Raw genomic sequence first — 16589 nt, 5'->3', positions numbered from 1 at the left:
TCTACGACCTGATCTTCAAGCTGGCGCGCGACGGTCTCGCCATCGCCGTCATCAGCTCCGAACTGCCGGAGCTGCTGCACCTCTCCGACCGCATCCTGGTGATGGCCGATGGCCGCCAGACAGGCATTCTTTCCCGCGACGCGGCCAGCGAGGAGGCCATCATGCGCCTCGCCGCCCCGCGCCGGACCATATCGAGACCAGCCGCATGACCGTTTTGAAACTCCTGTCCCGGACCAAGCTCTATTGGGGCCTGATCGCCATCTTCCTGATCGGTGTCCTGGGCTCGCCGATGAGCTCGAAGGGCAACAACATCTTCCTCTCCTACGGCAATCTGCTCGATGTGCTGCGCCAGGTGTCGACCACCGGCCTGATCGCCACTGGCATGACGGCTGTCATTATCACCGGCGGCATCGATCTCTCCGTCGGCTCGCTGATGGCCATCTGCTCGGTGGTCTGCGCCATGCTGCTGACGGTTCCAGGCGTGACGCCGGGCGTCGTGCTGGGCGTGCCAACCGTCGCCCTGGTGGCGCTTTGCCTCGGTTTCGTCGTCACCCGTTTCATTTTCCAGAACCTGGCAAAATCCCGTGCCGGCGCCGACCTCCTCCGTGAGATCAAGCTGGACGGGATTCGCGGCCTGGTCACGCCCGCCGTCGTCGGCGTGGTCCTGTGCTGCCTGTCGCTGTGGTTTCTGCTGCCGCAGATCGAGCCGAAATTCGGTGTGCTCGGCGTGCTGCTGGTGGCGCCGTGCGTTGGTTTGCTGTTCGGCGCGCTCAACGGCTTCATCATCGTTGCCGGGCGCCTGCAGCCCTTCATCGTCACCCTGGCGATGATGGTGACGGCGCTCGGCATCGCACGGTTGACCGCCGGCCAGAACAATGCGGTGCTGCCGGTCTATACCGGCTCCAACGCGACCGCCGATTTCGAGATACTGCGCTCGCTGGTGTTCGGCATCATCCCGATGCCGGGCCTGTTCTTCCTCGGCGCCATCCTGATCTATGGCGCGGTGCTGCGCTTCACGCCGTTCGGCCGTTACGTCTACGCCATCGGCGGCAACGAGGAGGCGGCGCGCCTCTCCGGCATCGCCGCCGGCCGCGTCAAGATCGCAACCTATGCCGTCTCGGGGCTGCTCGCCGGGATCGCCGCCGTGCTCTATGTCGCACAGTACCGGCAAGGCAAGCCGGATGCCGGCGCCGGGCTGGAGCTCGACGCCATCGCCGCCGTGGTCATCGGCGGCACCAGCCTGATGGGCGGGCGCGGCAGCCTCACCGGCACGTTCTGCGGCGTGCTGATCTTCGGTCTGCTCTCCAACATCCTGCAGCTCCACAACATCAATTCGAACCTTCAGCTGGTGCTGAAGGGGATGATCATCATCGGCACCGTGCTCGTGCAGGAGCGCAATGCCGGTGATCTCCTGGCCTATCTGCGCCTGCCCGGCGGGCAATCGGCGCACAAGGAAACGGCCGCGGCAAAGCGGCCGTCGCAAGAGACACCGTCTCTCAATCTCGGAGGAAACAAAAAATGAAACGACGTGACATGTTGAAGCTTGCCGCCGTGACCGCGGCACTGCTGACCACCACCGCGCTGCTGACCACCGGCAATGCCTTCGCCCAGGACAAGAAGTGGAAGATCGGCTTCTCGCAGGTGACGACCATCGAGCCCTGGCGCGCGCAGTTCAACAAGGACATTCTGGCCGAAGCCGCCAAGCATCCCGAGGTCGAACTGATCATCACCGACGGCGAGGACAAGACCGAAAAGCAGGTCGCCGATGTCGAGAACCTGATCCGCCAGGAAGTCGATGCGCTGCTGGTGTCACCGAAGGAATCGGCCGGCCTGACCGGCGTCGTGCAGCAGGCGATCGATGCCAAGATCCCGGTCTTCGTGCTCGACCGCAATGTCGAGACCAAGGACTATACGCAGTTCGTCGGTGGCGACAACGCGCTGATCGGCCGCGCGGCCGGCGAATATGCCGTCGAACTGCTTGGCGGCAAGGGCAAGGCTGCAGGCAACGTCGTCGAGATCTGGGGCGGCATGGGCACCCAGCCGGCGCATGACCGCCACGACGGCTTCCACGAATTCACCGACAAGGAGCCGGGCATCAAATATCTGCTCGACCAGCAGTCGGGCGACTGGAAGCAGGATCAGGCCTACAATCTGATGGCCAACGCGCTGAAGAGCAACGAGAAGATCGATCTCGTTTACGGCCACAACGACCCGATGGCCTATGGTGCCTATCTCGCCGCCAAGGATGTCGGCCGCGAAAAGGACATCAAGTTCATCGGCATTGACGGCCTGCCCAACGAAGGCGTGCAGATGGTCAACAAGGGCGAGCTGACGGCGACCTTCACCTATGTCACTCCCGGTGCCGAAGGCCTGCGCCAGGCGATCAAGTTCCTCAACGGCGAGAAGGTCGAAAAGACCATCACTCTGCCGACCGAGAAGATCACCAAGGAAAACGCCGCCCAGGTGCTGAAGGACAACGGCCTCTGAATGCTATTGCCGGAGAAGGTAGCTCCGGTGTTTAGAATTCGGCCATAGCTCTCCCGCTCTTTGGTGGGCTATGGCCGGAACCTCTTCACCCGTCGAACTCGATAACGGAAGCTTCATCACCTTGAATTAACCATCAACGTGAAGGAGAATCTTCCTATGGCTGAGACTTCGATCGAATGGACCGACGCGACGTGGAACCCGGTGGCCGGCTGCACGATCCTGACCGCCGGTTGTACGAACTGCTACGCGATGCGCATGGCGGCACGACTAGATGCCATGGGCATGAACAAGTACCAGGGCTTAACACGGAAGACGGGTGGCCGGGCGAAGTGGACCGGCAAAGTCATCACCGATCCGAAATCGCTGTCGATCCCCGCAACTTGGTCAAAACCACGCCGCGTCTTCGTGAACTCGATGTCCGATCTCTTTCATGTCGATGTGCCAGCCGATTTCATTCGGCAGGTATGGGCTGTGATGGAAGAGACGCCACGGCATACTTATCAGATTCTAACGAAGCGCCCGGAAGTCATGGCCAAGGTTCTGACGCGTGGCGACTTTCCCGTTCTGCCGAATGTCTGGCTCGGGACCAGCGTTGAAGACCATCGAGTGCTGGGCAGACTCGATGACCTTCGCCGAGTGCCAGCAGCAATCCGGTTCGTTTCTCTAGAGCCGTTGATTGGATCTGTGGCCGGTGCCAATCTCACGGGTATTCAATGGGCAATCGTTGGCGGTGAAAGCGGGCCAGGGGCACGGGATATGAATCCTCACTGGGTCGACGAGATCGAAACGATGTGCCGACGCGCGGGCACGGCATTCTTCTTCAAGCAGTGGGGAGGCAATAATAAGAAAGCCGCCGGTCGTATGCTCAATGGTCGTATCTACGATGAGATGCCGTCAGCTACCGCCTAGAAAAGGTTGCCCTGTCTTTGGTTGTTGGCAGCGACCTTCCAAAACGCCAGAGCGAGTTCATGCTTGGCGGCTAGCAGAAGCCAATATAGCGGCTGGTTGCCGGGTCCGGTTACTAGCTTGGGTTCGGGGGAGGGCCATACGCCGAGTCGTCCAACAAGTTCCGACCAATAACGCAAAATTGCCTGGCGTGTTGCCTTGGCGTTTCCCGCTTTGATGGCGTCACGCCAGCCAGGAATGAAGGCATCGAACACCGTCGAGTCGCCCGACGAGTATTTGTCGAGGTTCCGCTGCAGGTCCATTTGGCTGACATGTACAAGCATGTCGACGTACCGAAGGTCTGACAGCGTCCTGATCATCTCGAAGTTGAGCGTCTCCAGGTTGTAAGGATCCAGGTATGCGAAATTCAAGCTATGAGGGTTCACAACGCCGACGACCGTCTTGATGGTGGCAACAGCATTACCCGTGAAAGCCACGACCGGAGCGTTCAGCGCTTGTAGCCGTTTCTTGCAAGCCTCAACCCGCCCGGGTTCGATATCTCCGATATATACCGCAGAGAATGGCGTTCTGCTGTCCGCACTCTTCTTCCAGGCAGCAACCACACCGCCATCAATGAACTCATTGGTGCCGCGAATCCTGCATCTGCCCGGTCCACAGAACGGATCAATCAGAGTTGCTCCAGCCTTTCCGTGATCGAGCCATTTTGATCGGACGCCACGGCTGATGTCGACATAACGACATAGATACTCGTGCTTAGTTTTGGCCCAGGCGCCGACCTCCTCTACGGGCGATCCGTCGTCGCCTTGAACAAGCTGCCCCACAAACGCCCCCGTTTTGATCGATCCAATCATCTTTGGTGTCAATCGACAAGCAACGAGCTAACCGCATTCGCCTGAGGCGAACTCTTCTCCGACAGCTATATTACATAAGGCCTTGCTAGTCGGCCCATTCTCGCGGCAGCGCCGCTCTAAGCCAGCTTCACCAGCAGCTTCATGAAGGTGGCGATCTCCTTGGCGGAGAGCGGCGCCAGCGTTTCCTGGGTGATCTCGCGCGCCAGCGGGATCAGGCGGTCGATGGCATCGCGGCCTGCCGCGGTCAGATTGACCAGCAGCCGTCTCTTGTCGACCTCGTGCCTGGAAAGCTCAACCAGGCCGCGCGCCTTCAGCCGGTCGATGACGCCCTTCACCGTCGCCGCATCCATCGCGATCAGCGTGCCGAGCTGGTTCTGCGAGGTCTCGCCGACGTCACGCAGCTTGGCCAACGCCGCGAATTGCGGCGGCGTCAGATCGCCGATATGCGCGGCAAAGATCGCCACATGGCGCTGATGCGCCTTGCGCAGGATGAAGCCGACCTGCTCCTGCAGGAGGTAATCCTGGTCGTCCGGCGCCTCGACCTCGACCAGCTTGAGCAGATTGTCCTCGGCGCTCACCGCAAGCCATCCCAGGCTTTGATGTCATCGGCCGCGAGACCACCCATGCGATCGTGGATGCGCGGGCCACAGGTCATGGCGAGGCAGAACAGGATTTCGTCCGGGCGCGGACCATCGCTGATGCCGACTTCCATGGCGTCGAAATGGCTGCGCACATAGGCGGCGTTGATGTGGCCGAGCGGTACATCGAGCTTTGAACCGAACGCGCCGACCTTCTTGGCCGACGGCACGATCGCCTTGGCGTCGCCGAGCCGTTCGCGCATGGCGTAGCCGCCGGGCACATGCCACAGCGCACCGTGCTCCAACTCGCCCGCCGTGCCGACAATGGCGCCCTTGCCGTAGCCGTCGATCTGCTTGACGTCGCCGCCGAGCGCCGCGATCAGCCGATCGGCGAGCAACAGGCCGAGCGGCTTCAGATCGTCCATGGCGCTCTGCAAGTCTTCGACATAGCGCCCGGCGAACGGGTTTTTCACCAGGGCCATGGCGGCGGCGCGGCGGCGCGGCACCTGGGCCACCGGCCCGCCCTCGTGAAAAATCTCTTCGGTCAGCACCGCGATTTTGCGGATCGAAAACTCAGGCATGGGCAACTTCCTCCCTCGAACTTTTGTTGGGCGCTGCAAGCGCGACCGAGCCACTGATGCGGATCTCACCGCCAAGAAACAGCGCCGATCCGGCAATCAGGCCGCGCCGGCGAAAATCTTCGGCGACGGCAAGGCCCTTGTCCAGCGCCCGCGCCACTTCGCCAAGGCCAAGCGTGCCGACACCATGTGTCACCAGCCGCGCGCCGAGATCGCTGTCGGGCGACAGTTCGTGCGCGGGAATGCGCTTGATGGCTGGATTGCCGGGCAGGTCCACCGCGTTGGCAATGAGGGTCGCCGCCGCATCGGCCTCGGCGCCGGTCCGCGCGAGCACGGTGACGGCGTCGGCAATGCCAAGCGAGAAGGAGCGGCCGCGCCAGCCGCTGGTGGCAACGCCGCGAACGCGATCTTCCGCGCGGATCGTGATCCGGTCCGCCATGCCGTTACCGGTGCCGGCGACCGCCAATCCCATCGACTGTCCCCTGCCGATATGGATTGCGCAGTCGCCACCATTGTTGACATAGGCGCGATCGAGCTTGCGGCCGGCAAGCAATGCGGCGAGCATTTCGTCGGCTACCGATCCCGCGACGGCGGCCATCGGTGTTATGAAGCATTCCGCCAGGGGCATGACGGCTGCTTCCATGCGGCGCGCCGTCGGGCCGGCGAAGGTGCGCGGCGCCAGGAAAAACGCCGGTAGTCGCAATTCGGGGAGCTCCTCGACCAGCTCCATCAGGATCGTCTGGAACCGCGCTACCGCCTGTTCATAGGCTCGGCGGCATTCATCCGCCTCACCAAAAACCTCGACGATCAGGTCGATCGGCCCGTGGTTGAGATGGAGCCGCTTGCCGTCCTGCAGCCAGTTGGCTTGCGGGCCTTGCATCACCCGGCCCCGTTCGAGCCGGCACGGCGCAGCTGCGCGAGTGGCGGCCATGGATTGGTGGCTTCGGCGCCTGTGCCGCGGCGCGGATTCAGGTACTCACCGCCTTTTGCGACAATATCCTCGACGCTGCGGATCTCGGCCTCGTACCCGCCGAGCCTGACATAGTCGTCGCGGCGCAGCGTGAATTCGATAGGCGCCACCAGCGCCGGCGTCGGCACATAGCCGAAGGCACCCTCAGGCACTCTGGTGACATCGACCATCAGCGTGATGCCGCCGCCCGGCCAGACATAGACCGGCGCGCCGCCGACCGTGACATAGGTGGTCAGGCCCTGAACCGAGCGGGTGAGATTGACCGGGTTTTCGGTGACGCCGGCCCGCAGCGAGCCGCCGGCGCCGCCGATGAACAGCACTGTGCACAAAGCTGGCTCGCAATTGTCCTCGATCAGCCCGACCGACTTCTGCAGCCGTTCGGGGAAAGGTTTTTGCACCGGTTTCAGTTCGTCGTCGAGTTCGTAATAGGCGAACTGTTCCCCGGTGGTCGACACCATCAGCAGCGAAAGGCCCGGCCGCGCGCCTTTCTTGGCATTCCATTCGCCGAGGATCGACAGCGGGTCTGAAATGCTGGTGCCGCCCCAGCCCAGCCCGGGTTCGGAGACCTTGAAATAGCGGCCCGGCGTCGAACGGCGGCCGACTATTTTTATACCTGTATCCTGCCAGCCCAGCACCTTGCCGGCCTGATGCTCGGAAACGACGCCGGTGATGTGGTCGTCGACCACCACCACCTCGTCGACAAGGCCGCGCCATTGCGTGGCGAACATGCCGATGGTGGCCGAGCCGCAGCCGACACGCATGCGGTGTTCCTGCTTGCCGTCGATGACTGGTGCTTTGCCGGCTTCGACTATGATGGTGGCGCCGCCATCGATGGCCAGTTCCACCGGCTTGCGGTTGCACAGATTGAGCAGCGCGTCACAGGTGGCGCGACCCTCGGCCTTGGAGCCGCCGGTGAGGTGATGGACACCGCCCAGCGACAGCATCTGCGAGCCATATTCGCCTGTGGTGACATGGCCGATCGCTTCGCCGGCTGCGCGGACTATTGCCGTCTCGGGTCCGATATGCCGGTCGGTATCGATCTTCACCTTGACGCCGCAGTACGAAAAAATGCCTTCGGTGACGACGGTGACGAGATCGACGCCCTCGACTTCCTGGCTGACGATGAACGGGGCCGGCTTGTAGTCGGGATAGGTGGTGCCGGCGCCTATTGCGGTGACGAAGCGGCGGCCGGTGTTGACCAGTTCGCCGTCCCATGCCTCGCCCTCGGCGACGAACGGTACGATTGCCGCGCCGGTCTCGGCCGCATGGTCGAGGATGGTCAGCGGGTCCGTCCGCACGATCCTGCCGCCGACATTGCCGTAGCGGTCGCATGCTCCGGTGCGCCCGTCAGCGATGTAGCACATCACCGGACAGGCATCGCAGCGGATCTTCTCCGCCACCAGCTTCTCGCCGGGATCATGGGTTTCGAAGCGCTCGGCAAGCTCGCTCATCGGCGTGCCTCCTTTTCGCGGATGCCATCTTTTTCGCGGATGCCAGCGCGGATACGCGTCGGCGTCGCCGGAATCTTGGTGACCAGCACACCGGTGGCGTGGCGGATGGCGTTGAGGATCGCCGGCGCCGTCGGGATCAGCACGTGCTCGCCCAAACCCTTGGCACCAAAGGGTCCTTCCGGATCCGGAACTTCTATCAGGATGGTCTCGATCGGCGGCACGTCGCCAATGGTCGGGATGAGATAATCGTGCAGATTCTCGGTGCGGCCGGGGATATACTCTTCCATCAGCGCCATGCCGATGCCTTGCGCAATGCCGCCTTCGATCTGGCCCTCGGCCAGCAGCGGGTTGATCGCCTTGCCGACATCATGCGCGGCGGTGATTTTCAGCAGCTTCACCGTGCCGAGCTTGAGGTCGACCTCCAATTCGGCGATCTGCGCGCCATAGCCGTAGACGGCGTAGGGTTTGCCCTGGCCCTTGGCGTCGAGGGGCAGCGTCGGCGGGTCGTAGGTCTCCTCGGCGCGAAAGACGAAGCCTTCGGCATCCACGTCCAATGTAGCGAGATCGATGCGGCGGGTGGCTTCTCCCTCGCGGATGACGATCACCGAACCGTCCAGTTGCAGAGCGGCTTTTTCCGAAACATTGGCGAAGCGCAGGATCTTTTCGCGCAAGGCGCGGCCAGCCTTTTCGGCCGCCTTGCCGGTGACGAAGGTCTGGCGCGAGGCCGAGGTCTTGCCGGCGTCGGGGGTGATGGCTGTATCGGCGCTCTTCAACTGGAATTTCTCAAGCGGCAGGCCGAGCGCGTCGGCGCATATCTGGGCGATGACCGTGTTCGATCCCTGGCCGATATCGACGGCGCCCTGGTGCAGGATGACCGTGCCGTCAGCCGCGATGCCGACCCGGATGGTCGACGGATTGGGCAGCGAGGTGTTGCCGCAGCCATACCAGCAGGACGCGACGCCAACGCCGCGCTTTCTATCCCTGCTGGCACGGTTGAACGCATCCGCATCGGCCGTTGCGCGCACCCAGTGCGGCTGCAGCGATTCGAGGCATTCGGCAATGCCGACGCCGGACTCCAGAAGCTGCCCGGTAACCGTTTCGGATCCGTTACGAAGGCAGTTCTTCAAGCGAAAATCGAGCCGGTCCATGCCGAGCTTGCCGGCTAGCTCGTCATACAGCGTCTCCTGCATGATCGTCGCTTGCGGCACGCCGAAGCCGCGGAAGGCGCCGGAGATCGGCCCATGCGTGTGGATGGCGCGGCCTTCGGCGCGGTAATTCGGCGTCGCGTAGGGTCCGGAGGCGTGCACCGGCACGCGGTTGGCCACGGTAGGGCCCCAGCTTGCATAGGCGCCGGTGTTGAAGTCACCTTCGAAGATCATGCCGGTGACAAGGCCATCGGCATCGGCGCCGATGGTCGCTCTCATCTCGGCAGGATGGCGCTTGGTGGTCGAAATCATCGATTCGGTGCGGGTGTAGGCAAGTGCCGCCGGCCGCCCCGTCTTCATCGCCACCAGGCCGATCAGCGGCTGCAGCGAAACGTCGAGCTTGGACCCGAAACCGCCGCCGGTCGCGGTCGGCACGATGCGCACCTTGTCGACGGCTAGGCCGAGCACCTTCGCCGTCTCGTCGCGGTCCATATAGGGCGCCTGGGTGCAGGCGACGACGACCAGCGTGTCGCCGTCCAGATAGGCATAGCCGGCTTCCGGTTCGATATAGGCGTGCTCGACATAGGAGGTGTCAATGGCGCCGGACACGGTGAACGCAGCGCCGGCAAGCGCCGTCTCGGGGTCGCCTCGCTCGACCAGGCCGGAGGTGAGCAGGTTCGCCGGCCGACTTTCATGGATCAGCGCAGCACCCTCAGCCTGCGCCTCGGCAGGTTGCAGAAAATGCGGCAGTTCGCTCCAGCGGACAGGAAAATCCGACAAATCGAGATCGAGCATCGCCTCGCGCTCGCCGGCGATCAGCGCCACAGCCTCACCGCGAAGGCGGGCAAACCCTTCCGCCAGCGCCGGCTGGTCGGCGAACGGGCCTATGACGCCGAAACAGTTTTCCCCGGGAATGTCGGCGGCTGTGAAGACACCGGCGATGCCAGGGTGCTCTTTCGCCCAGCCGTCCAGATCGCCGAAGGCGAAGCCGGCGTGATAATGCGGCGAGCGGACCACCAGCACGGCCAGCGCATCGGCGGGGGAGGAAACGCCGCCGAATTTCTCAGCCCCGGTGACCTTCGGCACGCCATCGAGCCGGACGGGCGAGGAGCCGATCGCATGGCCTGATCGAGGCAAGCGGAAATCGAGGCTTGCGCCCTGCAGGGACGCATCCATCACCGCCGCGATGATCTTCCGGTAGCCGGTGCAGCGGCAGAGAATACCGCCCAGCGCATCCTGCACCTCGGCCTCGGTCGGGCTTGGCTGTTTGTCCAGCAACGCCGTTGCCGCGACCAGCAGCGCCGGCGTGCAGATGCCGCACTGCGCCGCGCCATGGGCAAGGAACGAGGCCTGCAGCGCCGACAGCCGGCCATTGGCGAGGCCTTCGACGGATGTTACCGCCGTCCCGGCGGCGGAAGCCGCCGACATCAGGCAGGCGCAGACCGGATCGCCGTCGACCAGCACCGTACAGGCGCCGCAGTCGCCGGCGTCGCAGCCGACCTTCGTGCCGGTCAACAGCAATTCATCGCGCAGCACCAGGGACAGGCGGCGCAGGGGCGGCACATTGACCGAGATGGCGGCGCCGTTGACCTCGAAGGCGATATCGGCGCGCAAAGCGCCGAAGCCTGGCTGGGCCCTGCCCGGATCGGGCAGGGCTTCACGCGCGTCAGGCTGAATTTGGCTCATGCCGCCACCTCTTCGCCAGTCGTAAGCCCCATAGCCGCGAGCACCGTGCGGGCAACAATCTCGCGCACCGCATCGAGCCGGTATTCGGCGCTGCCGCGCACATCGGCGATCGGCGACAGTTCTGCCATCGGCGCGGCCAGGACCGCGTCGGCGAGTCCGCCGTCCACCGGCAGACCGTGCAGCGCGGCTTCGACGCCGGCCAGCCGCTTGGCCCCCACCGAACAGGAGCCGGCGGCGACCGCCGCTTGCCGGACAAGGCCATCCTGGACGACCAGACGCGCCGCCACCATGGCGATGGAAATGACGAGATAACGGCGCGCGCCGAGCTTGACGAAAGCCGACATGCCCGCAGCGGCGGTTCTCGGCACGCGGATCGCCGTAACCATCTCACCGGGCAGCAGAGCCGTGTGGCGATTGCCGAGAATGAAGTCCTGCAGCGGCAGGTGCCGCGTCGCGGCAACTGAGCGCAGCTCGACCTCCGCGTCGAGGACGAGCAGGGCCGGCACGCCGTCTGCGGCAGGCGATGCGTTGCAGAGATTGCCGGCGACCGAGGCGACGTTCTGGATCTGCACCGAGCCAACCTCACGCGCCGCCTGTTTCAGCGCATCGAAGGCCGGCGGCAAGGGATGGCGGACGATGTCGGTCCAGGTCGTGCGCGCGCCGATGACGAAATGATCGCTCGTCTCGGCAATGCCGCGCAGCGAAGCCAGGCCGTTAACGTCGAGAACATTGTCGCGGAAGGGTTTGCTGCCCTGTGCCGGATAAAAATCGGTGCCGCCGGCAAGGATGCGCCAGGCGCCCTCGCCAAGCAAAGCGAGCGCTTCGTCGACCGAGGTGGGTTTCGCGTAACGGATCACGCTTTGCCTTCCAGAAAGGAACTTTCCGAATCCGGTATTTCCGGCGTTCGAGCCGAGAAACTCATTCGTATGCAAATGATATCAAGCCCGCAGGATTTGTCAAAGCCCGAGTTTGCGGCGGCCCGGCCGGCACGCATTTGTTATGTCACGAGAGGTTGACGCCGCCGGCCATCTGGTCAAGTTTCTGCGTCCGGTCGCGTCAGCGGCATTTTCCACTGGAGCCTGCATACGGAAGAGGAAAGCCCATGGCCGACGAAGCGCTTGTTGTCATCGACCTGCAGAACGATTTTTGTCCCGGCGGCGCGCTGGCGGTTGCCGGCGGCGATGAGATCGTGCCGCTGGTCAACGACCTGATCCGGCGAACCGACCACGTCGTGCTGACGCAGGACTGGCATCCCGCCGGTCATTCCAGCTTTGCCTCCAGCCATCCGGGCGCGCAGCCTTTCACGATGATCGAAATGCCCTATGGTCAGCAGACGCTGTGGCCGGACCACTGCATCCAGGGCAGCCTGGGCTCGGATTTCCATTCCGGCCTCGCCTGGACCAAGGCCGAGCTCGTCATTCGCAAGGGATTTCGGCCTGATATCGACAGCTATTCGGCTTTCTTCGAGAACGACCGCACGACCCAGACCGGCCTTGCCGGCTACCTCCGGGAGCGCGGCATCGACACGCTGACCCTGGTCGGGCTGGCGACCGATTTCTGCGTCGGCTTTTCGGCGCTGGACGCCGTCAGCCAGGGCTTCAAAACCACAGTGCGGCTCGATGCCTGCCGCGGCATCGATCTCAACGCTTCGCTCGATACAATGCTGCAGCGCATGCGCGACGCCGGCGTGACGCTCGAAGACCCTTTGTCGGATTGAACGGCCGTTGGGCAAGCACCCCCTCACCCGGATTGCCAGCCGAATTGCGAAGGGCAATTCGGGGCAATCCGACCTCTCCCCGAGGGGAGAGGAGGCTGCCGGCGCCGAAGCTCGTCTCTTCTCCCCAGCGGGGGTCCGAAGGACGGGCGAGGCCCGTGACTCGCCCCGGCATAGGTGGCCGCGTAGCGGCCGGATGAGGGGGCCTTTTTTATATTTGATCCCCTTGTTGGCAGCATGCGCTGCAATGATTGCCGCGATGCTGTTTCCGGCACAGGCATTCGCCGCCGAAGACCACGGCCTGCCCGGTGCTTCGATGTCGCTGTGGTGGGCGCTGCCCTTTGCCGGGCTGCTATTGTCGATCGCCACCGGTCCGCTGCTGTTTCCTCATGTCTGGGAACATCACTACGGCAAGATATCGGCCCTTTGGGCCGCACTGGTGATCGTGCCGCTGGCGGCTGCCTTCGGTGGTCCCACAGCGACCGAAGCGGTGCTGCATGCGTTGCTCACGGAATACATGTCGTTCATCATCCTGCTGTTTGCGCTGTTCACCATTTCGGGCGGCATTCTCCTTGCCGGCAACATTCACGGCACGCCGCTGGTGAATGCAAGCCTGCTGCTGGTCGGCGCGCTGCTGGCCTCGGTGATAGGCACGACCGGTGCCTCGATGATCCTGATCCGGCCGATCATCCGCGCCAACGATAACAGGCCGTTCAACGCCCATGTCGTCATCTTCTTCATCTTCCTGGTGTCCAACATCGGCGGCTCGCTGACGCCGCTTGGCGATCCGCCGCTGTTCGTCGGCTTCCTCAGAGGTGTCGACTTCTTCTGGACGACCGCCAATCTCTGGCGCGAGACCCTGTTCGTCGGCGGTGCCGTGCTGGCCGTCTTCCTGGGCATCGACATCATCCTGCATCGGCGCGAGGCTGGTGCGCCGAAGATCAAGGATCCGACGCCGGACACGACGGTGCGCCTGCGCGGCCTGGCCAACCTTCCGCTGCTGGCAGGTGTGATCGGCGCCATCCTGCTGTCGGCGGCCTGGAAGCCGGGCGTCAGCTTCTCCGTGTTCGGGGTCAGCCTGGAACTGCAGAACCTGGTGCGCGATGCCATCATCCTGGCGCTCGCCCTGCTGTCGCTTCCGCTCTCCTACAAGAGCCACCGCGAGGCGAACGGCTTCAACTGGGGTCCGATAGCGGAGGTGGCCAAATTGTTTGCCGGCATCTTCGTCTGCATCGTGCCGGTCATCGCCATCCTCAGGGCGAGCCATGAGGGGGCACTGGCGCCGCTGGTGTCGCTTGTCAGTTCACCCTCGGGTGCGCCCAACGATCTCGCCTATTTCTGGCTGACAGGGGCATTGTCGTCCTTCCTCGACAATGCGCCGACCTATCTGGTGTTTTTCGAGCTTGCCGGTGGCGACCCAAGGCACCTGATGACGGAGTTCGCTTCGACGCTTGCCGCGATCTCGGCCGGAGCCGTGTTCATGGGCGCCAACACCTATATCGGCAATGCACCGAACTTCATGGTCTACGCCATCGCCCGCCATCGCGGCGTGAAGATGCCGGGCTTCTTCGGCTACATGCTGTGGTCTGGGCTGGTGCTGATCCCGACATTTTTGGTCGCGGGCTTTCTGTTCTTCGGCTGATCACCCGACGCCGACATAGCGGCGCACCGCCGACGGGTCGGCGCGCAACTCCTCGACGTCGACCGTCTCGCGGTTGCGGCCGTTTTCGATGAAGGCAACGTGGTCGGCGACCGAAAGCACGGCATCGACACGCTGCTCGACCAGGATGGTCGAGACGCCCATGTCGCGCAGCTTCGACACCGTCTCGCGGATCTTGGCGATCATCGACGGCATCAGCCCTTCGGTTGGCTCGTCGAGCAGCAGCACTTGCGGTTCGAGACAGAGCGCGCGCGCCATGGCCAGCATCTGCTGTTCGCCGCCGGACAATGTGCCGGAACGCTGCCGCAGCCGCTGGCGCAGCAATGGAAAGAGGTCGAGCACGTTTTCACGCGTCGCCTTGCCCTTGCCGCGCGCCATCAGGCCGATCTCGATGTTTTCGGCCACCGTCATTTCGGCGAACAGCCGCCTTCCCTGCGGCACATAGGCGACGCCGGCCTTGGGCACTTCATGCGCCGGCAGACCAGTCAACTCTTGGCCAGCCAGTTTGATCGAGCCGGCGCTTGAGGGAACCAGTCCCATGATGGCTTTCAGCGTCGTCGTCTTGCCGGCGCCATTGCGGCCGAACAGGCACAGCACCTCGCCCTTGTTCAGCACCAGGTCGAGGCCATAGAGCACCTGGACCTCGCCATAGTAGCAGTCCAGTCCAGAGATGGTCAGCGCCTCGGACTTTGCCTCGGTCATGGGGCGGTCCCCAGATAGGCTTCCTGCACCGCCGCGTTCTCGCGGATCGCTTCGGGGGTGCCTTCGGCCAGGATCTTGCCGGCATTGAAGACGGTGATGCGGTCGGCGAGTTGCATGACGACAGGCATGTTGTGCTCGATCAGAAGCACGGTGGCGTTCTTGGCGATCTCGCGCACCAGGGTGATGAAATTGTCGATCTCGCTGTCGGCCAGCCCTTGCGTCGGCTCGTCGAGGATCAGCAGGCGCGGCTTCAGCGCCAGGCCCATCGCCACTTCCAACAGGCGCTGATGGCCGTAGGACAATTGGCCGGCCGGCATGTGGGCACGATCGGCCAGGCCGGTGCGTTCCAGTGCGGTCAAGACAGCGGCCTGTATCGCGCTCTTGGAAAGACTGCCATGCCGCTGCGTCAGTTGCGCGGGCAGCGCGACGTTGGCGTAAACGGACAGGTTGGCATAGACGCTGGTGAGCTGGAAGGTGTAGGCGATGCCCCTGCGCACCCTGACATAGGCAGGCAGATTGGTGATGTCGGCGCCGTCGAACACGATCATGCCGGCAGACGGCTGGATGCGGCCGCTGACCAGGCTGACGAAGGTGGTCTTCCCCGCCCCGTTGGGGCCGATCACGGCGCGGATCTCGCCCGGCATCAGCGCGAAATCGACATTGTCGACGGCGCGCAGACCACCGAAATTGCGCGACAGGCCCTTGGTGGTCAAAAGCGGCATCATGGCAGCCACCCGAGCCAGCGCTGGCGGATGCTGCCCAGAATGCCTTTCGGGAAAAACAGCACCAGCAGGATCAGCGCGATGCCGACGATCAGCAGATAGGCGGAGGTGTAGCCGCTGGTGATATCAATGACATAGTACATGAACAGCGTGCCGATCAGCGGCCCGAGCGTCGTCGCGGCACCCCCCAGCAGCACCCACAGCAGCGGCAGGATCGAATACTGCACCGACGCGAAGCTCGATCCGACATAGCCGAACAGCAGCGCATAGGCGGCCCCCGAGGCCGCGCAGATGATGCCGGAGATGACGACGGCGGCGAGCTTGTTCGAAAACGTATCGTAGCCGAGCATCTTCGTGCGCTCCTCATTCTCGCGGATGGCGACCAGCACGCGGCCATAGCGGGAGCGGACGATGGCCAATGTGACGAGCAGCACGATGGAAAACAGCGCCAGCGCTGTCATGTAGCGCACCGTCGGATTGGTGAGTTCGAGCGATGTAGCGCCAAAGCTGAGCACCCGCGCCGGCTGCGGCACGACCATGCCTTGGTCGCCGCCGGTCCAAGTCGCGAAGTAGAGGGTGAGGAGGTAGAACACTTGAGCGAACATCATGGTGACGATCATGAAGGCGACGCCCGTGGTGCGCAACGCCAGCAGGCCGATCACGAGTGAAACAACAACACCACAGCCGAGGCCCGAGGCGAATGCCGCTGGTACGCTCCAGCCGAGCTGGATGACGGCAAGGCCGGCGCCATAGAGCCCGGCGGCGAAGAACATCGCATGGCCGAGGCTGAGCAGGCCGGCATAGCCGAACAGCATGTTGTAGCCCATGGCAAAGACCGCCAGCACCATGATGCGGGCAAGCAGGCCGTGATAGTAGTCCGGCAGCAGGAAGCTCAGCACGAAGAGCAGGGCGATGACGCCGAGATGCAGGGCATAGGCTTTTGCCGGCGAAGCTTCGCTCATCGCGATGCCGTCCCGAACAGGCCTTGCGGGCGGAACACCAGCACCATGGCGACGAGCAGCGTGGCAATGATCTTGGCCAGCGTCGGCGAGAAGAACATCGAGATGATGCCGTCGGAGAGGCCGATCAGCACGGCGGCGACGACCGTGCCGCGCAGCGAGCCGAGGCCGCCGATAATG

15 protein-coding genes and 2 pseudogenes are annotated in these 16589 nt (G+C 63.8%); 6 read left to right on the top strand and 11 right to left on the bottom strand.

The features are described from left to right. The 4 genes and pseudogenes from EN750_RS02150 to EN750_RS02135 form a co-directional block, all read left to right on the top strand. A pseudogene (locus tag EN750_RS02150) lies at window positions 1-209 on the top strand (D-xylose ABC transporter ATP-binding protein); the annotation flags it as partial. Continuing rightward, window positions 206-1522 carry an ABC transporter permease gene (locus EN750_RS02145; RefSeq protein ID WP_127322601.1) on the top strand — a complete coding sequence of 439 codons (1317 nt, stop codon included), beginning with the start codon at window positions 206-208 and terminating at the stop codon, window positions 1520-1522. The pseudogene EN750_RS02150 and the gene EN750_RS02145, both read left to right, overlap by 4 nt. After that, window positions 1519-2487, top strand: coding sequence for a substrate-binding domain-containing protein (locus EN750_RS02140; protein ID WP_127267673.1), 969 nt, complete (start codon window positions 1519-1521; stop codon window positions 2485-2487). The genes EN750_RS02145 and EN750_RS02140 overlap by 4 nt, the downstream gene beginning before the upstream one ends. A 156-nt stretch (window positions 2488-2643) precedes the next feature. Then, window positions 2644-3396, top strand: a complete 753-nt coding sequence (locus EN750_RS02135) for a DUF5131 family protein (RefSeq protein WP_023810743.1) — start codon at window positions 2644-2646, stop codon at window positions 3394-3396. On the opposite strand, the gene EN750_RS02130 is transcribed toward EN750_RS02135, so the two are convergent. The 7 genes from EN750_RS02130 to EN750_RS02100 form a co-directional block, all read right to left on the bottom strand. After that, window positions 3393-4244 (bottom strand): three-Cys-motif partner protein TcmP, encoded by an 852-nt coding sequence (locus EN750_RS02130; protein WP_127395505.1) that lies wholly within the window; start codon window positions 4242-4244, stop codon window positions 3393-3395. The two genes, EN750_RS02135 and EN750_RS02130, sit on opposite strands and share 4 nt — an antisense overlap. Before the next feature lie 116 nt (window positions 4245-4360). Then, window positions 4361-4822: a MarR family transcriptional regulator gene (locus EN750_RS02125; protein ID WP_127395504.1), complete on the bottom strand. Its 462-nt coding sequence runs from the start codon at window positions 4820-4822 to the stop codon at window positions 4361-4363. Further along, complete coding sequence (locus EN750_RS02120; RefSeq protein ID WP_127395503.1) at window positions 4819-5403, bottom strand: amino acid synthesis family protein; 585 nt, start codon at window positions 5401-5403, stop codon at window positions 4819-4821. Before EN750_RS02120 ends, EN750_RS02125 begins: the two co-directional genes overlap by 4 nt. Then, the gene (locus EN750_RS02115; RefSeq protein WP_127395502.1) at window positions 5396-6280 is read right to left on the bottom strand and encodes a UPF0280 family protein; all 885 of its coding nucleotides are present in this window, start codon (window positions 6278-6280) and stop codon (window positions 5396-5398) included. The genes EN750_RS02120 and EN750_RS02115 overlap by 8 nt, the downstream gene beginning before the upstream one ends. Then, window positions 6280-7821, bottom strand: coding sequence for a 6-hydroxynicotinate reductase (locus EN750_RS02110; RefSeq protein WP_127395501.1), 1542 nt, complete (start codon window positions 7819-7821; stop codon window positions 6280-6282). Before EN750_RS02110 ends, EN750_RS02115 begins: the two co-directional genes overlap by 1 nt. After that, a complete protein-coding gene (locus EN750_RS02105) occupies window positions 7818-10652 on the bottom strand; it encodes a molybdopterin-dependent oxidoreductase (RefSeq protein ID WP_127395500.1) in 2835 nt (944 codons plus the stop codon). Before EN750_RS02105 ends, EN750_RS02110 begins: the two co-directional genes overlap by 4 nt. After that, window positions 10649-11509 carry a xanthine dehydrogenase family protein subunit M gene (locus EN750_RS02100; protein ID WP_127395499.1) on the bottom strand — a complete coding sequence of 287 codons (861 nt, stop codon included), beginning with the start codon at window positions 11507-11509 and terminating at the stop codon, window positions 10649-10651. Before EN750_RS02100 ends, EN750_RS02105 begins: the two co-directional genes overlap by 4 nt. Window positions 11510-11754: 245 nt before the next feature. On the opposite strand from EN750_RS02100, the gene pncA reads away from it, so the two are divergent. Both pncA and EN750_RS02090 read left to right on the top strand, forming a co-directional pair. After that, on the top strand, window positions 11755-12369 hold the full coding sequence (pncA, locus tag EN750_RS02095; protein ID WP_127395498.1) for a bifunctional nicotinamidase/pyrazinamidase: 615 nt from the start codon (window positions 11755-11757) through the stop codon (window positions 12367-12369). A gap of 244 nt (window positions 12370-12613) precedes the next feature. After that, a complete protein-coding gene (locus tag EN750_RS02090) occupies window positions 12614-14008 on the top strand; it encodes a sodium:proton antiporter (RefSeq protein ID WP_245482578.1) in 1395 nt (464 codons plus the stop codon). Here EN750_RS02090 and EN750_RS02085 read toward each other — a convergent pair whose 3' ends face one another. From EN750_RS02085 to EN750_RS02070, 4 genes and pseudogenes are all read right to left on the bottom strand, one after another. After that, entirely contained in the window at window positions 14009-14728 is a 720-nt protein-coding gene (locus tag EN750_RS02085) for an ABC transporter ATP-binding protein (RefSeq protein ID WP_127321450.1), read from the bottom strand. Continuing rightward, on the bottom strand, window positions 14725-15453 hold the full coding sequence (locus tag EN750_RS02080) for an ABC transporter ATP-binding protein (protein ID WP_127395496.1): 729 nt from the start codon (window positions 15451-15453) through the stop codon (window positions 14725-14727). The genes EN750_RS02085 and EN750_RS02080 overlap by 4 nt, the downstream gene beginning before the upstream one ends. Beyond that, window positions 15450-16412, bottom strand: coding sequence for a branched-chain amino acid ABC transporter permease (locus EN750_RS02075; protein WP_127395495.1), 963 nt, complete (start codon window positions 16410-16412; stop codon window positions 15450-15452). The genes EN750_RS02080 and EN750_RS02075 overlap by 4 nt, the downstream gene beginning before the upstream one ends. Then, window positions 16409-16589: pseudogene (locus EN750_RS02070) on the bottom strand (branched-chain amino acid ABC transporter permease); the annotation flags it as partial. The gene EN750_RS02075 and the pseudogene EN750_RS02070, both read right to left, overlap by 4 nt.

The organism is Mesorhizobium sp. M7A.F.Ca.ET.027.03.2.1 (genome assembly GCF_003999175.1).
In the GTDB taxonomy this organism is placed as follows: Bacteria; Pseudomonadota; Alphaproteobacteria; order Rhizobiales; family Rhizobiaceae; genus Mesorhizobium.
Note: the sequence above shows the minus strand (reverse complement) of the source record. Positions and strands in the feature narration are given on the sequence as shown.

Coding starts and splice junctions, on each gene's coding strand:
- EN750_RS02145 (WP_127322601.1), top strand. CDS start 206: ATGACCGTTTTGAAACTCCTGTCCCGGACCAAGCTCTATTGGGGCCTG.
- EN750_RS02140 (WP_127267673.1), top strand. CDS start 1,519: ATGAAACGACGTGACATGTTGAAGCTTGCCGCCGTGACCGCGGCACTG.
- EN750_RS02135 (WP_023810743.1), top strand. CDS start 2,644: ATGGCTGAGACTTCGATCGAATGGACCGACGCGACGTGGAACCCGGTG.
- EN750_RS02130 (WP_127395505.1), bottom strand. CDS start 4,244: ATGATTGGATCGATCAAAACGGGGGCGTTTGTGGGGCAGCTTGTTCAA.
- EN750_RS02120 (WP_127395503.1), bottom strand. CDS start 5,403: ATGCCTGAGTTTTCGATCCGCAAAATCGCGGTGCTGACCGAAGAGATT.
- EN750_RS02115 (WP_127395502.1), bottom strand. CDS start 6,280: ATGCAAGGCCCGCAAGCCAACTGGCTGCAGGACGGCAAGCGGCTCCAT.
- EN750_RS02110 (WP_127395501.1), bottom strand. CDS start 7,821: ATGAGCGAGCTTGCCGAGCGCTTCGAAACCCATGATCCCGGCGAGAAG.
- EN750_RS02105 (WP_127395500.1), bottom strand. CDS start 10,652: ATGAGCCAAATTCAGCCTGACGCGCGTGAAGCCCTGCCCGATCCGGGC.
- pncA (WP_127395498.1), top strand. CDS start 11,755: ATGGCCGACGAAGCGCTTGTTGTCATCGACCTGCAGAACGATTTTTGT.
- EN750_RS02090 (WP_245482578.1), top strand. CDS start 12,614: ATGATTGCCGCGATGCTGTTTCCGGCACAGGCATTCGCCGCCGAAGAC.
- EN750_RS02085 (WP_127321450.1), bottom strand. CDS start 14,728: ATGACCGAGGCAAAGTCCGAGGCGCTGACCATCTCTGGACTGGACTGC.
- EN750_RS02080 (WP_127395496.1), bottom strand. CDS start 15,453: ATGATGCCGCTTTTGACCACCAAGGGCCTGTCGCGCAATTTCGGTGGT.
- EN750_RS02075 (WP_127395495.1), bottom strand. CDS start 16,412: ATGAGCGAAGCTTCGCCGGCAAAAGCCTATGCCCTGCATCTCGGCGTC.